Consider the following 15,237-nt stretch of genomic DNA (forward strand, 5'->3'; position numbering starts at 1 on the left):
CCGGATTCGAATTTCGCGCGAAATTCGAATCCGGAACCCACCGCAGCGGTCACACGACGGCCTCTTCTTCGTCCGGGGTGTCGTCGGAGCGGGCCGGGAGGCTCGCGAAGGCCGCGGGCGGCTCCTGCCAGTACGTCGCCGAGGAACCCTCGCGAATGGCCCGCCACACCCGTTCCGGGGTGGTCGGCATGTCGACGTGGCGCACGCCCAGGTGCTTGAGGGCGTCGACCACGGCGTTCTGCACCGCCGGTGTCGACCCGACCGTCGCCGACTCACCGATCCCCTTGGCGCCCAACGGGTTCAGCGGCGTCAGCGTCTCGGTGTTGGACGCCTCGAAGAAGGGCAGCTCCGCCGCCGAGGGGATCGTGTAGTCGGCCAGGGTCGCCGTCTCCGGATTGCCGTCGGCGTCGAAGGTGACCTGCTCCCACAGCGCCTGCGCGATGCCCTGCGCCGCCCCGCCGTGCTGCTGGCCGCGCACCAGCATCGGGTTGAGCACCCGGCCGCAGTCGTCGACGGCGATGTGCCGCAGCGGCGTGACGTACCCGGTCTCGACGTCGACCTCCACGACCGAGACGTGCCCGCCGAACGGGAAGGTCGCACCGTCCGGGGCGAAGTCGACGTTCGCCGCCAGCCGCTCCCCCTGCCCTGCTGCGGCCTCGACCAGATCCGCCCACGCCACGGTCGCGCTCGGGACTCCGGCAACGCCGAGCTCACCGCCGTCGGTGACCTCGATGTCGTCGACGTTGGCCTCCAAGCGGGACGCCGCGATCTCCTTGGCCCGCTGGAGCACCTTCGCGCCCGCCTCGCGGACCGCGCTGCCGCCGATCTGCAGCGAGCGGGAACCACCGGTGCCACCACCGCGCGGCACCTCGGCGGTGTCGGACTGCACGAACTCGATGGATTCCAGGGGAATCCCGAGCGCGTCGTTGACGATCATCGCGAACGCCGTGGCGTGCCCCTGACCGTGCGCGGAGGTGCCGACCCGGATCCGGGCGCCCTCGGAGTGCACCTCGACCTCGGCGTACTCGCCCGCACCACCGCCGGTGATCTCGACGTAGGCGCTCACGCCGATGCCCAGCAGCCGCTGCTCACCGGCCGCGAGGCGGCGGGCCTGCTCGGCGCGCAGCTCCTCGTAGCCGGCCAGCCGCAGCGCCTCGTCGAAGGGCACCGAGTACTCGCCGCTGTCGTAGGTGGCTCCGGTCAGCGTCCGGTAGGGGAAGCTGTCGGGGACCAGGAAGTTCTTGCGCCGCAACGCGACCGGGTCCATCTCCAACTCGGCGGCGGCCAGGTCCATCATCCGCTCCACCATCGCCGCGGCCTCCGGGCGACCGGCACCGCGGAACGCTCCGACCGGCGTGGTGTTGGTCAGCGAGGCGATCCCGTCGTAGCTGATCTTCGGGATGTCGTAGACGGCTTGCGCCATGGTCCGCGTCGGCCCGAGCGCGAGCGACCCGCCGAAACCGGCGTAGGCACCGCAGTCCCCGACGACGCGGCAGCGCATCCCGACGATCTCGCCGTCGCGGCGCAACCCGAGCTCCGCGTACTGCACCTGACCACGGCCGTGCGGCATCCCCTGCATGTTCTCGGAGCGGCCCTCCACCCAGCGCACCGGCCGGCCCAGCTTCAGCGCCAGCCCGACGGCCACCACGTGCTCGGGGATCGCACCGGCCTTGCCGCCGAAACCACCGCCGACGTGCGGCGAGATCACCCGCACGCGGTCGGCGTCGAACCCGAACGCCTCGGCCAGACCGCCGCGCACGCCGTGCGGCATCTGGGTCGAGACGTGCACGGTGATGTCGTGGTCCTCGTCGGGCCCGCCGGGCTCGACCGCGACGGCGTTGCCCTCCAGCGGGACCACGGCGACGCGCTGGTTCTCGATGCGCGCCCGCACCACCACGTCCGCGCCGTCGAGCACCGAATCCCCGGCGCGGTCGCGGTACCCGGCGGCGATGTTCGAGCCGAGCTCCGGGAACTGGCGCTCGGCGTCGTCGTCCAGCGCGCGCTCCAGGTCGCTGACCACCGGCAGTTCCCGGTAGTCGACGTCGACGAGCTCGAGCGCGTCGGCCACCGCTGCGGCGGACTCGCCCACGATGACCGCCACCGGCTCACCGACGAACCGGACCCGGTCGGTAGCCAGGGGCGGGCGCGCGACCTGGGGGTTCACCTCGACGAACGGCGCGGGGACCGGCAGCCGCAGGTCGGCCGCGGAGTAGGCGCCGACGACGCCCGGTGCGCTCGCGGCGGCGGAGGTGTCGATCCCGGCGATCTCGGCGTGCGCGACGTGGGAGCGCACGAAACCGATGTGCAGCAGCCCTTCCACGCTCAGGTTGCCGATGTAGGTGCCGCGACCTCGCAGCAGATCCGGATCTTCGACGCGCTGAACCTCAGTCCCCAGCAGTGAACCCACCATGCGAAAAACCCTATCCCTCCGGACGAACACCGGCAGCGGCCGAAAAACCGCGTCGCGATGGGTGATCAACCAGGGTTGCGCGGCAAAAATTCCCGTCCCACCGGATCGATTGACCGGTCCTGTTCGCGTGGGTAGCTTTTCACAACCCAACAAAGCTTTCACAACTGTGAAACTTCTGGTCGTCTCTTGCAGAACCTCTAGGCACAAGGGAGTGCCCGATGGGAACCAAGGTCGCGAGCACCAACGACGATCCCTACCTCCTGACCGCCGACGGCATCAAGGAACCCCCCTCTGGCTGGGCAGGCAGCCTGCGCTATCTCGGCCCGGGACTGATCGTCAGCGCCTCGATCGTCGGCTCCGGCGAGCTCATCGCCACCACCGCCCTCGGCGCGAAGGTGGGGTTCGCCCTGCTGTGGATGGTGATCCTCTCGACGGCGGTGAAGGTGGCCGTGCAGGCCGAACTCGCCCGCTGGACCATCCTCACCGGCAAGCCGGCGCTGACCGGTTTCAACGAGGTGCCGCCCAAGATCGGCAAGCTCGGCTGGATCAACGTGCTGTGGATCCTCATGGCGATGTCGAAGTTCCTGCAGATCGGCGGGATCGTCGGCGGCACCGCGTCGGCCCTGAGCTTGCTGATCCCGGTCGGCGGGGAACCGCTCAGCGCCACCTCGCTGGGTGTGTGGACCCTCATCGTGGTGGCAGGCAGCATCGCGCTGCTGTACTCCAACAGCTACAACCTGATCGAGCGCGGCGCGTTCGCGCTGGTCGTGGTGTTCTCGATCGCCACCGTGGTGATCGCGCTGGGACTGCCGTTCACGCCTTTCTCCTACGGCGGCGAGGACGTGCTCGGCGGCCTGACCTTCACCATCCCCGCCGGGGCGATCGGCGCCGCGGTGGCGATGTTCGGCATCACCGGCGTCGGGGCCGACGAGATCACCTTCTACACCTACTGGTGCGTGGAGAAGGGCTACGCGCGCTGGGTCGGCCCGAACGACGGCAGCCAGGAGTGGAAGGACCGCGCGCAGGGCTGGATCCGCGTGATGTACAAGGACGTCTTCGTCTCGTGGATCATCTACACGGTCGGCACGCTGGCCTTCTTCATCATGGGCGCGGCGGTGCTCCACCCGCAGGGCCTGGTGCTCGAGGGCAACGAGATGATCACCACGCTCTCCCAGATGTACACCGACGTGATCGGCGAGTGGGCGGCCATCGGCTTCCTCATCGGTGCGATCGCGGTGCTCGGCTCCACCCTGTGGGCCTCGATCCCCAGCTGGTCGCGGATGTACACCAACGTGCTGGCCACCATGGGCGTGCTCGACTGGAACAACCCCGTGGCCCGGGAGAAGTGGGTCCGCGGCTTCATCGTGGTGCTGCCGATCCTGTGGGGCGCGACGTACCTGTCGATCTCCTCACCGGTGGTGATGGTCCAGATCGGCGGGATCGCCACCGGCATCTTCCTGCCCGCGGTGGTGATCGCGACCTGGTACCTGCGCAACACCCAGGTCGACCCGGAGCTGCACGGCGGGCGCTGGTTCAACGTCGTGCTCCTGATCAGCAGCATCGCCATCACGCTGCTCGGCATCTACACCCTCCTCAACGTCTTCGGCGTCGAGTTCGGCTGAGGAACGTCCGCCACCCGCTGCGCTCGGCGGTGCGGGTGGCGGAACCCCGAGCGGCGAAATCCGGTGGACGCGGTGGTGACAATCGTCGCGTGGACACCCAGTGGAAGGTCGTTCCCACCGCCGTCGACGGGCCGCTCGCGCTCGCCCTGCTGCGCGAGTACACCGACGAGATGGCAAGCCGATACCACGGTCGCCCGGCCACCGAGGCCGAGGTGGACGCGGCGATCGCCGAAGACCCGAACGACGGCCTGCACCCGCCGGAGGGGCTCTTCCTGGTCGCCTTCGACGGACCCGACGCGGTCGGCTGCGCGGGCGTCCGCGAGCTGGTGCCGGGTATCGCCGAGCTGAAGCGGATGTACGTCGTCCCCGGCGCCCGAGGGCGCGGGTGGGGTGGTGCGCTGCTCGACGAGATCGAGCAGCGCACCACCGCTCTCGGATACCGCGCGATCCGGTTGGACACGCGGTCCGATCTGGTCGAAGCCCGTGGTCTGTACGCCACGCGCGGTTACGTCGAAATCCCGGCTTACAACGACGCGCCCTACGCCTCACACTGGTTCGAGAAGACCCTGTGGAGAGGACGTGTGGTGAGCAACGCTTTCGACGCCGTGACCATCGAGGACCTTCGCGCGCGCGGCAGTCTCAAGTGGACGTTGCACGGCGACGACGCGATCGGCGCCTTCGTCGCGGAGATGGACTTCGGCACGGCCCCGCCCGTGCTGGAGGCCCTGCACGCGGGGGTCGACTCGCTGCACCTGGGTTACCAGCCGCCTCGCCTGTTCGCCGAGTTGTCGCGGGCGTGCGCCGACTACCAGCTCGCGCAGCACGACTGGCGGGTGCCCCCGGAGCGCGTCCACGCGATCCCGGACGTGATCCGCGCCCTGTCCCTGACCATCGAGCACTTCAGCGCGCCGGGCAGCAAGGTCATCCTGCCCACGCCGGCCTACATGCCGTTCCTGAAGGTCCCCGGCGGGATGGGCCGGGAGCTGATCACCGTTCCGATGGTCGTCGACCAGGACCGCTACGCGCTCGACCTGGACGCGCTGGACGCGGCGTTCAAGGCGGGCGGGAACCTGCTGGTCCTGTGCAACCCGCACAACCCGCTGGGCCGCGTGTTCACCCCCGACGAGCTCACCGCGGTCTGCGAGGTCGTCGACCGCAACGGCGGCCGGGTGTTCTCCGACGAGATCCACGCTCCGCTGGTCTACCCGGGTCACCGGCACGTGCCCTACGCGTCGTTGTCGGACACCGCCGCCGGTCACACGATCACCGCGACGTCCGCCTCGAAGGCCTGGAACCTCCCGGGCCTCAAGTGCGCGCAGCTGATCATCTCCGACGAAGCCGACGCCGCCACCTTGCGCTCGCTGGGCGAGCACGTCACCGAGGGAGCCTCCAACCTCGGCGTCATCGCCAACACCGCGGCCTACGTCTCGGGGCGGCCGTGGCTGGAGGAGGTGCTGGACTACCTCGACGGGAACCGCCGCGCCGTCCGGTCCTCGCTGGCCGAGCACCTGCCGGAGGTCGGCTACCGGGTTCCCGAGGGCACCTACCTGGCGTGGCTGGACTTCCGGGCGCTCGACCTCGGCGACCACCCGGGCGAGTTCTTCCACGAGCAGGCGGGCGTGGTGCTCACCGACGGTCCGGCGTGCGGCGAGGAGGGCAGGGGCCACGCGCGCCTCAACTTCGCCACCCCGCGCCCCATCCTCGAGCACATCATCTCCACCCTCGCCAAAGCCGTCCGCAACCGCTGATCACCCCAGCGAAGAACGTCACCTGGTCCCAGTTTTAGTCCAAATTGAGCCGACATTTCGGACATGATCATGGCTCGGTTATGACTAAAACTGGGACTTGCCCGGCTCCCGCCACGTGCGGACCCGCTGCTGGAACGAGTCCTCCGGGGAGTGGGGGAGAGTTTTCGCCGAAGGGTCGTTCTCGCTTCACCCTCGCCTTACCCCGCGAGGAACTCCCAACCGCACGATGATCTCGTGCAAGACGCGACGACAGCCGGGCGGCCCGGCTCGCGACGAGTGCGCAGCCTCGCGGTCCTCGGTGACTCCGTCGCCGCGGGCATGGGCGACCCGGTCGCGGGCGGCGGGTGGCGCGGCTTCGCCCCGCTGCTCGCCGAGGCCGTGGAACCCGCGCGCTTCACCAACCTCGCGAGCAGCGGCGCCCGTGTCGCCGACGTCCGGCGCGCCCAGCTGCCCGCTGCGCTGCGCGCGCGACCGGACGCGGCGGTGCTGATGATCGGCATGAACGACACGATGCGCTCGGACTTCGACGCCGCGCTGCTGCGGCAGCAGCTCGACCACGTGGTGTGCTCGCTGGTCGGAGCGGGCGCGGCCGTGGTGACCATCCGCTACCACGATCACGCGAGGGTGTTCCCGGTGCCGGGACCGCTGCGGAGGTTGCTGACCCGGCGCATCGAGGCGCTCAACCGCGTCCTCACCTCCGTCGCCGAGTCCCACGGCACCGCGATCGTGGACCTGGACCGCCTGCCGGGCGCCTACCACCCGGACGCGTGGAGCGTGGACCGGCTGCACCCCTCCGAGCTCGGGCACCGGATGCTCGCCGCGGCCTTCGCTGAAGGACTCGCCGGCCAGGGACTCGCCGTGCCCTCGCAGGTCGCGCTGACCTGCTCGGGCGGGGTTCCGGTGTCGCGGCTCGACCACGTGCGGTGGCTGCTGATCAAGGGCGTGCCGTGGCTGGCGGGCAGGGCCGGGGATCTGACGCGGTACTCGCTGATCTCGTTGCTGCGCGCGCTCTTCCGCAGGCGTCGGCACCCGTCGATCGCTCCAGCCCACGTGTGCCCGGCTAGCGACTCGCCCCAGGTGTGGCCGGCCGGTTGAGGCCGTGCCGCCCACCCGGCAACCGGGTCGGCGGCTGTCCGGGCAAGCGCAGGGTGGCGACGCTGCCCGGCGGGACCTCCACCTCGAACTCCCAGGTGTCGTCGCGCCGTCGCCAGGCCACCCCGGCGTGCCCCTCGGGAGTCGAGTGGCGGACGTCCGCCCAGTTCACGCGCTCGTCCAGCACCGGTGCGACGTCGAAGGTCCGCCAACCGGGGCTGGTGGCCCGCAGTCCGCCGACGCGCTGCTGGATCCACGCGGAGGCGGCGCCGAGAAAGTAGTGGTTGTGGGAGCGGGCGGTCTCGTCCCACGACTCCATCAGGGTTTCCATCCCCAGCCGGTGCCAGACCCCCCACCCCGGCCGGTCCGGTTGGGTCGCCACGGTCACGGCCAGATCGGCGCGCCCCACGTCGGCCAGCACGGCGAGCAGGTGCTTGGCGGCCACCGCCCCGCAGTCGAGATGCCCGTGGGTGCGCTCCTCGATGTCGTCGACGAGGCCGGCGCCCACCGCCCCGGCGACGTAAGCCGGAACGGCGCCGAAGGCCAGCGGCAGCACGTTCATCGACTGCCGGTAACCGGCTTCCGCCGACCGGTAGGTCCCGCTGGGCTCGTGGAAGTACTTCGCGTGGTAAGCGGCGGCGATGGTGCGCGCGGCGTCGCGGTAACTCTCCGCCTCACCCGTCATGCCGAGCGCGTGGCAGATGTCGGCGGTGCGGCTGGTGACGCGGTGGAGCATCATCGTCGCGGTCGGCTCGGGGCCTTCGGGCGCGTGCCAGTGCCCGGGGGAAAGCCAGTCGCCCCAGCTGTCTCCGTGCCACAGGCCGTCATCGGAGAGCTCCAGCAACCGGTCGGTGTAGGTGCGGACCGGGTCCTGGTAGCGCGCCAGCAGGGCCGGGTCGCCGTACTCCCAGTAGAGGTTCCACGGGATGAGCACCATGGAGGCGCTCCACGCAGGATCGGGTTCTCGCCCCCATCCGGGAGTGGGCACGATCATCGGGACCATCCCGGTCGCATCACGCGCGTCGACGTGGTCGTCGAGCCACTTGACCAGGAAGGACCGCAGGTCGAAGTGGTGCAGCACGGCTTCGGTACCGAGGTGCGCGTCGGCGGTCCAGCCGTTCTTCTCGTACACCGGCGTGTCGGTCGGCACCCCGTGGAGGTTGTTCATGAAGGTGCGCGCGGTGGCCGCGTCGATCCAGCTCAGCGTCGAGTCCTCACAGCTGAACGATCCGTTCGCCGACACCTCTGCGCCCAGCCGCACGGCCCGCACCTCGCTCACCGAGGCCTCACCGCGGACCTGCACGCTCAGGTAGCGGAAACCCTTGTAGCTGAACCGCGGTTCCCACCGGACGGGTTCGGAACCCACCACGTACCGGTCGACCTGCGACTCACCAGCGGCGAGCACGTTGTCACAGCGCACGGAGCCGTCCTCGGCGAGCTGCTCCGCGTAGCGCACGACGACCTCGGCTCCCGGAACACCGCTGATCGTGCACCGCACCCGGCCCGCGAGGATCGTGCCGAAGTCGTGGACCACGACGTCGCCGACGCGCGTTTCCCGCTGCGCCGTCCGGACTTCGGTGCGCCGGACGGGTGGTGCGGTCGCCTCCCGAAGCCGTCCGCCCGGAGGCGGTACGACGATCGCGCGCTCCCAGCGGGTTTCGGTGGACGCGTCGACGGTTTCCCCGGTGTAGAGCACGTCCTCGGTGGTCGTCCCGGCCGCGGCTTCCCAGTCCGGCCCCGACGCGACGACGTGCCGGGCGCCCTCGTCGTCGACGTGCTCCAGGTGCGCGAGCAGCACCGGTTCCCGGTGCCACGGCGCCAGGTTCCAGCCCCACGTGTTGGCTCCCCGCGCCGCGTAGAAGCCGCGCCCGAGTTCGGCGGTGAGCGTGTTGCGACCGGGTTCCAGGAATTCCGCGACCTGGTAGGTGCGGTGCAGGATCGTCTTGTCGTAGGCGGTCTGGGCGGGTTCGAGGACGTCCTCGGTCACCTCCCGCCCGTTGATCCGGAACACTCCGTAGCCGAGCCCCACCGCGGTCAGCCGAGCGTCGCGCGCTCCGCCGGGCACCTCGAAGGTGGTGCGGAACACCGGGTTCGGCGCGGGCACCGACTCCACCGCGATCGCACGGAGACCGGTCTCCTCGACCCCGTCGCGCGTCGCGACGCCCTCGATCGGCAGCGGCGAGACGCCGTCGTCGTCACCTGCGGGAGCGGGCGAGGAGCAGGTGCGCCAGCCGACCTCCCCGCTCTCCAGGGTGAGCCGGACCTCGTAGTCCCCGGGGCCAGCGGGTTCGGGCAGCTCGAGGTAGTGCGCGAACCGGTCCCACCGGAACCCGCCGATCTCCACAGCGGCGCTCACGAGCACGGCACCTCCGGAGTCGCGCAGCTCGAGCCGTCCGCGCGGTTCTCCTCCGCAGACCAGGTCGACGCAGACCGCGGTGAACCTCCCCGGTGCGGTGAAGGTCTGCCCCAACCGCTCCCCCGGTCTCGTCCAGGCGATCTCGTCGGAGTCGATCGAGCGCCGGATCCGGTGAGCCGGGTCGGTCCACCTGCCGATCCAGCACGCCGAGTTCTCGATTCCTCCTGAGGACTGCGGTTCCACGAGATCCTTTCGCCGTGCGTTTCAGTGATCGACCACGGCGAGCTGCCGCGCGCCGGGAAGCCGCGGTATCCAGAGCACGCCGATGCCACCGGCCAGGACGGCCAGGACCGCGACCCCGGCGAAGGTCAGCGCGGGACTCGCCGAAGCCAGTGCCGGAGTCCCGAAGCCGACCAGGGCGGCCACGACGCGGCCGAACGCGATCGTGGTTCCCTGCGCCGTTCCGCGCAGCAGGGTCGGGAACGACTCCTGCGACCACACCTTGTAGATGGTCTCGCCGGCGAAGGAGTTGCCCAGTCCGGACAGCAGCAGCGTCACCAGCAGCGAGAACTCGCTGAAGCCCACCAGCAGCGGGAAGATCCACGCCAGCACGATGAGCACCGAGCCGGCGACGAACATGTGCGGGCGCGCAGCGGTGTCGACGAACCGCATGAACACGAATCCGGCCAGCAGGCCCACCCCGAGCCCGATGGTGCTCACCAGCGAGTACGTCGCGACTTCACCACCACCGACGTTGACGTAGAGGAACGAGCCGAACTGACCCATGGTGTTCGCGCCGACGTTCCACATCGCGTAGTACAGCCCCGTCGCCACCACGCCCACCAGCAGTGGTGGCCGGATCAGCTGAGCCAGGTCGCGGAACCGGACCGACTCGCCGCCCTCGACGGCGCGGCGCGCGGCCTGCCACTCGGCGGATTCCCGCATCGTCAGCCGCAATCCCAGGACGATCAGCGCGACCACGACCAGATAGCCGAACAGCACTCGTCCACCGGCAGCGCCGAAGCCCGACAGCACCGCGCTGATCAGCATCGTCACCGCGATGCCGATGTTCCACAGGACCGAGGAGAACACGACGAGAGTGGCCTTCTTCCCCTCCGGCGCCTGTTCGTTGATCATCGCCAGCGACACGGGCAGGTCCGCCCCGATCGCCAGTCCGATGACCACCGCACCGGCGAGCAGCGGCGCCGGTCCACCGGCGACGGCCAGCAGCGCGGCGCCGAGCGCGTAGACCACCATCGACCAGGTGAACACGCGGCGACGCCCGAACCTGTCGCCGAGCCGGCCCCCGAACAGCGCGCCCAACGCGAAGGCCATCGTCTGCGAACCGAGGACGAGCCCGATCTGCGCTTCCGAGAGCCCCATGTCCTCGGCGTAGAGCGTGCCGACGACGATCCCGGCCGACACCAGCGCACTGGAGTCGAGGAACGAGGCCATCCCGGCGAGAAGCGCGGTGCGCCAGGGGCGCACCGGTGTCGGGGTGCTGTCCATCGAGCTCTCCACGGTCGATGTTCCACCGATCTCTCGCAGCGTGAGCGGATCACGAAGCAAGTCCCGCGGGTCTCATGCTAACGATCGACGGCCGCCTCCGGTTCGGAAGATCGGGTGACTGTCGACGTCTGGGAAAAGCGGCATCGGAATCCGTGATCACCTGTGGATTCGTCCATCGTGGTCGCTCAATGGTGTTGTGTTTAGGTCAGTTTCGCAGAGTGACCGAACATCTCACCGGATCGTGCGTCCGTTTTCCGTCGCCATTCCGTTCGACCGTGCGGCACAATGGGAATACCAGTTCGAATGGACTTGCTCTTTGACAACTCAACAGTGGGAAACCAGCATCCCGGACCGCTCCGGGGACGAGCGAGGACGACCGTCCTACCGCTCGTCAAACCCGTTCACGCTCAACGAGAGGAGCGCAGCCGTGCTTTCTGCACCTTCCCCGAACCCGTCTTCGGCAACCCGTCCACGACGTGGAGCTCCCGCGGGATCTTGTACTTCGCCAGCCGCGAGGCCAGGAATTCCCGCAGCGCGTCCAACGTCGGCCGCTCACCCGATCCGCACACCACGTACGCGCACCCGACCTCGCCCCACGTGGGGTCGGGCACTCCGATCACCGCCACCTCGAGCACCGAGGGGTGGGCGAAGATCGCGTTCTCCACCTCTGCGGGGTACACGTTCTCGCCCCCGGAGATGAACATGTCCTTGACCCTGTCCACGACGTAGAGGTGTCCCTCGTCGTCCAGCTTCGCCACGTCCCCGGAGCGGAACCACCCGTCGTCGGTGCGCGACGCCGCCGTGGCCTCGGCGTCCCGCCAGTACCCCGGGCTCACGTTCGGTCCCTTGACCAGCACCTCGCCCGGCTCGCCCGGCGCTGCACCGCCACCATCGCCCCGCACCACGCGGACGCTGGTGAACATGGTCGGCACGCCCGCCGACCCGACCTTGCGCGCGCTCTCGTTCCCCTCGAGAAAGGTTGCTCCCGGCGCTGTTTCGGTCATCCCGTAGCCCTGGCAGAACACGAGCCCGCGGTCCTGGAAGGTGCGGATGAGCGATTCCGGCACGGTGGAACCACCGGTCATCACCGTGCGCACCGACGACAGGTCCGCCGACGCCCACCGGGGAGATCCCGCCAGTCCCGCGAACATCGTGGTGACACCGAACAGCATCGTGATGCGCTCGCGCTCGATCAGGTCGTAGGCCAGGTCCACGTCCCAGCCCGGCAGGATCACCGCGCACCCGCCCTTGAGCAGCGTCGGCAGCAGGCACTGGTTCAGCGCGGCCACGTGGAACAGCGGCGAGCTGATCAGCGTGCGCTCCTGACTGGTGATGTCCACGCCCACCAGCAGGTTGTAGGTGTTCCACACCAGGTTGGCGTGGCTGAGCATCGCGCCCTTGGGCCGCCCGGTCGTACCGGAGGTGTAGAGGATCAGCGCGATGTCCTCGCCGCGCACCGCCGCGTCCGCGGTCACCGGGTCGTTCTCGCCCTCGTGCAACCACGTCTCGTAGTCGAGCTGGCCGTCGTCTGGCTCCTCCACCGCCACCACCGCACCCGGCAGGTCGTCGAGCGCGCGGACCACGTCCCGCGATCCCGGCCCGTAGATCAGCACCTCCGGCTCCGAATCCCCCAGCACGTAGGCGATCTCAGGAGCCGCCAGCCGGAAGTTCAGCGGCACGAAGATCGCGCCGAGCCGGTGTGCGGCGAACATCGCCTCGACGAACGACGGGTGGTTGGTACCGAGATAGGCGACCCTGCTGCCCGGCTTCACACCGGCAGCGCGGAGCCGGTCGGCCAGTCGCGCGACCCGATCGGCCAGCTCCGCGTAGGTCAACGACCGCTCGCCGAAGACCACGGCCGTGCGGCCCGGCGTCATCGCGGCCCGGCGGGGGATCCAGGCGCCCACGCCTTCGTGCTCGGTCACGTCGCCTCCCGCGGTGGTTCCGGCGTCGGCCCGCAACGCGATCAGCGGTCGACGACCGGGAAAACGCCTCAGCGCGAAGAACATAAGACGGCGCACGAGATCGGTCAAAGGGCCGTTCTCATTCCCCGGAAGGAAGCCGGCCCGATCACCGGCGGCGGTTCGTGCCGCGCGTCGGCACCGCGTCGGTCGGGTCCTCGGGCCACGGGTGCTTCGGGTAGCGGCCGCGGAGTTCAGCCCGGACCTGCGGGTACCCGTTCCGCCAGAACGATTCGAGATCCCCGGTGACGGCCGCGGGGCGACCGGCAGGAGACAGCAGATGCAACACCACCGGAACCCGGCCTTCGGCGATGCGCGGCGCCTGCCGCCAGCCGAAGACCTCCTGCAGCTTGACGGGCAGGGCGGGCTGTTCCGCTCCGTAGTCGACCCGGATGTGCGAACCGGTGGGCACCTCGATGCGGTCCGGCGCCAGCTCGTCCAAGCGCCCCGCCTGCGACCACGGGATCAACCTCCGCAACGCCTCCCCCGCGGACAGGCGCAGGTCCGCACGACGTCGCGCTCGCGACAGCTCCGGTTCCAGCCAGTGCTCCGCCGCCGCGAGCAGGGACTCGTCGTCGGTGGCCGGCCAGGGCTCGCCGATCGCCCCGCACAGGAACCCGAGGCGTTGCCGCAACCGGCGGGCGTCATCGTTCCACCGGAGGAGGCCGAGCGATTCCGTCCGCAACCCCTCCAGCAGCGCCTCGCGGACGCGGTGCGGTTCGGGATCGCGCAGCGCCCGCGTGGCCAGCGCGATCGCGCCCAACCGCTCCACCCGGACGGCCCGCACGTCCCCGTCGGCCCAGCCGATCTCGTCCTCGCGGCTCACCAGTGCAGGGGCGGCGCGGAGAGCGAGTGCTTCGTCCGCGGTCGCGGCGAGCCGGACGACCCCGGTGGAACGGCCTGGCGAACGATCCGCGACCGCCACGGCGAGCCATTCCGACCCGCGCAGCGCGGATCCGCCGGGGAGCTCGACCGCCGTGCCCGAGGCCATCAGGTACGTGGCGGAGTCCTCGTCACGCCTGCGCGCCAGTCGCTCCGGCTGCGCCAGCGCCACCACCAGCGCCGCGTCCCCGCCCCGGCCAGGCGCGTCCGGCACCTGCGAGGCGAGCCTGCGGGCCTCGTCCCGCCACCGCTTGGCACCGGGCCCGCCGCGACGCAGCCGGGACAGCGCACTGGACACATCGGTTTCGCTGGTCAGGTTGTCGTTGTCGAGCAGCGCGACGACCTCGGCCGCGAGATCGCTGCCCGCGCTGTCCGCGCCGTCGAGCAGGGCCCGCGCGAGTCGCGGGTGCAGGCCGAGCCCGGCCATCCGCCTCCCCCGCTCGGTGACGGCACCCGATTCGTCGAGCGCGCCGAGACCTCGAAGGACCTCGCGACCCGCGGCCAGCGCTCCGCTCGGCGGGGCGTCCCACCACGACAGCGCCGAACCGTCGGGAGTGCCCCAGCAGGCCAGTTCCAGTGCGAGCCGGGTGAGTTCAGCGGTGCGGATCTCCGGCTCCGGGTAGGCGGGCAGCGTCGAGTGCTCGTGCTCCGGCCAGCATCGGTACACCGACCCCGGCCCCTGCCTGCCGGCACGGCCTGCTCGCTGCTCGGCGACCGCGGCGGACACCCGCACGGTCGCCAGCCCGGACAAACCCCGCCGGGTGTCGACCCGGGACACCCGGGCGAGCCCGGAATCGACCACGGCCCGCACTCCGGGCACGGTCAGGCTGGACTCCGCGATCGCGGTGGCCAGCACGACCCGCCTACGGTCGCCCTCGCGCAACGCGCTGTCCTGCTGCGCGTGCGCCTGACGCCCGTGCAGCGGCACGACGTCCACATCGGACAGATCGGCGAGCTGCTCGGCGACGCGACGGATCTCGCCTGCTCCCGGCAGGAACACGAGCACATCACCGTCCTGTTCGGACAGTGATCGGCAAGTCGCGCGGGAGACCACCGATTCCGTCCGCTCACCGCGCTGCGGCGCCACGTGCGCCACCCGAACCGGGTACGTGCGAGCTTCGGCGTGCAGCACCGGGGCACCTGCGAGCAGTTCGGACACGCGCTCGGCCGCCACCGTCGCCGAGGTCGCCAGCACCTTCAGATCAGGACGCAGCCCCTCCCTCGCGTCCAGCAGCAGCGAGAGCAGCAGATCGGCGTCGAGATGACGTTCGTGGCATTCGTCGAGCACGACCACGTCCACGCCCGCCAGCTCCGGGTCGGCCTGCAGCCGGCGCACCAGCAGACCCGAGGTCACCACCTCGACGACGGTGTCCCGCCCTCGCCTGCGCTCACCTCGCACCGAGTAGCCGACCCGGTGCCCGACCTGCTCCCCCAGCAGCTCGGCCATGCGCCCGGCGGCCGCTCGGGTCGCCAGCCGTCGCGGTTCGGCGACCACGACCCGGAGCCCGGCCTCCGCCAGCGCCAAGGGCACGAGGGTGGTCTTGCCGGTACCCGGCGGAGCGACGAGAACGGCCGTGCCGTGCGCGGTCAACGCCGAGGTGACCTCACCCAGGACCGGGCGGACCGGGAGATCGGGGAACTCCATCGACGGCGCCGG

The 15,237-nt window shown here is 70.6% G+C and carries 8 protein-coding genes; 3 read left to right on the plus strand and 5 right to left on the minus strand.

Translation table 11 applies throughout. From position 1 onward, the window contains the following. Nucleotides 1–49: 49 nt before the first annotated feature. Nucleotides 50–2,410 carry a xanthine dehydrogenase family protein molybdopterin-binding subunit gene (locus FHU35_RS03945; protein WP_145736860.1) on the minus strand — a complete coding sequence of 787 codons (2,361 nt, stop codon included), beginning with the start codon at nt 2,408–2,410 and terminating at the stop codon, nt 50–52. Between the two features lie 218 nt (nt 2,411–2,628). On the opposite strand from FHU35_RS03945, the gene FHU35_RS03950 reads away from it, so the two are divergent. The 3 genes from FHU35_RS03950 (at nt 2,629) to FHU35_RS03960 (ending at nt 6,875) form a co-directional block, all read left to right on the plus strand. After that, the gene (locus tag FHU35_RS03950) at nt 2,629–4,032 is read left to right on the plus strand and encodes an Nramp family divalent metal transporter (protein ID WP_145736864.1); all 1,404 of its coding nucleotides are present in this window, start codon (nt 2,629–2,631) and stop codon (nt 4,030–4,032) included. Between the two features lie 89 nt (nt 4,033–4,121). Continuing rightward, nucleotides 4,122–5,780, plus strand: a complete 1,659-nt coding sequence (locus tag FHU35_RS30295; RefSeq protein WP_145736866.1) for an aminotransferase class I/II-fold pyridoxal phosphate-dependent enzyme — start codon at nt 4,122–4,124, stop codon at nt 5,778–5,780. A 234-nt stretch (nt 5,781–6,014) separates the two neighbouring features. Next, on the plus strand, nt 6,015–6,875 hold the full coding sequence (locus tag FHU35_RS03960) for an SGNH/GDSL hydrolase family protein (protein ID WP_246110057.1): 861 nt from the start codon (nt 6,015–6,017) through the stop codon (nt 6,873–6,875). Here FHU35_RS03960 and FHU35_RS03965 read toward each other — a convergent pair. The 4 genes from FHU35_RS03965 to hrpB all read right to left on the minus strand — a co-directional run bounded on the left by FHU35_RS03965 (nt 6,841) and on the right by hrpB (nt 15,225). Next, the gene (locus FHU35_RS03965) at nt 6,841–9,471 is read right to left on the minus strand and encodes a family 78 glycoside hydrolase catalytic domain (protein WP_145736870.1); all 2,631 of its coding nucleotides are present in this window, start codon (nt 9,469–9,471) and stop codon (nt 6,841–6,843) included. The two genes, FHU35_RS03960 and FHU35_RS03965, sit on opposite strands and share 35 nt — an antisense overlap. Before the next feature lie 21 nt (nt 9,472–9,492). Next, nucleotides 9,493–10,737 carry an MFS transporter gene (locus FHU35_RS03970; RefSeq protein WP_145736876.1) on the minus strand — a complete coding sequence of 415 codons (1,245 nt, stop codon included), beginning with the start codon at nt 10,735–10,737 and terminating at the stop codon, nt 9,493–9,495. Nucleotides 10,738–11,144: 407 nt separating this feature from the next. Continuing rightward, the gene (locus FHU35_RS03975; protein ID WP_342788488.1) at nt 11,145–12,662 is read right to left on the minus strand and encodes an acyl-CoA synthetase; all 1,518 of its coding nucleotides are present in this window, start codon (nt 12,660–12,662) and stop codon (nt 11,145–11,147) included. A 145-nt stretch (nt 12,663–12,807) separates the two neighbouring features. Then, a complete protein-coding gene (gene hrpB / locus FHU35_RS03980) occupies nt 12,808–15,225 on the minus strand; it encodes an ATP-dependent helicase HrpB (RefSeq protein WP_145736881.1) in 2,418 nt (805 codons plus the stop codon). Between the last annotated feature and the right edge of the window lie 12 nt (nt 15,226–15,237).

It is taken from the genome of Saccharopolyspora dendranthemae (assembly GCF_007829955.1).
GTDB classification, from domain to species: domain Bacteria; phylum Actinomycetota; class Actinomycetes; order Mycobacteriales; family Pseudonocardiaceae; genus Saccharopolyspora; species Saccharopolyspora dendranthemae.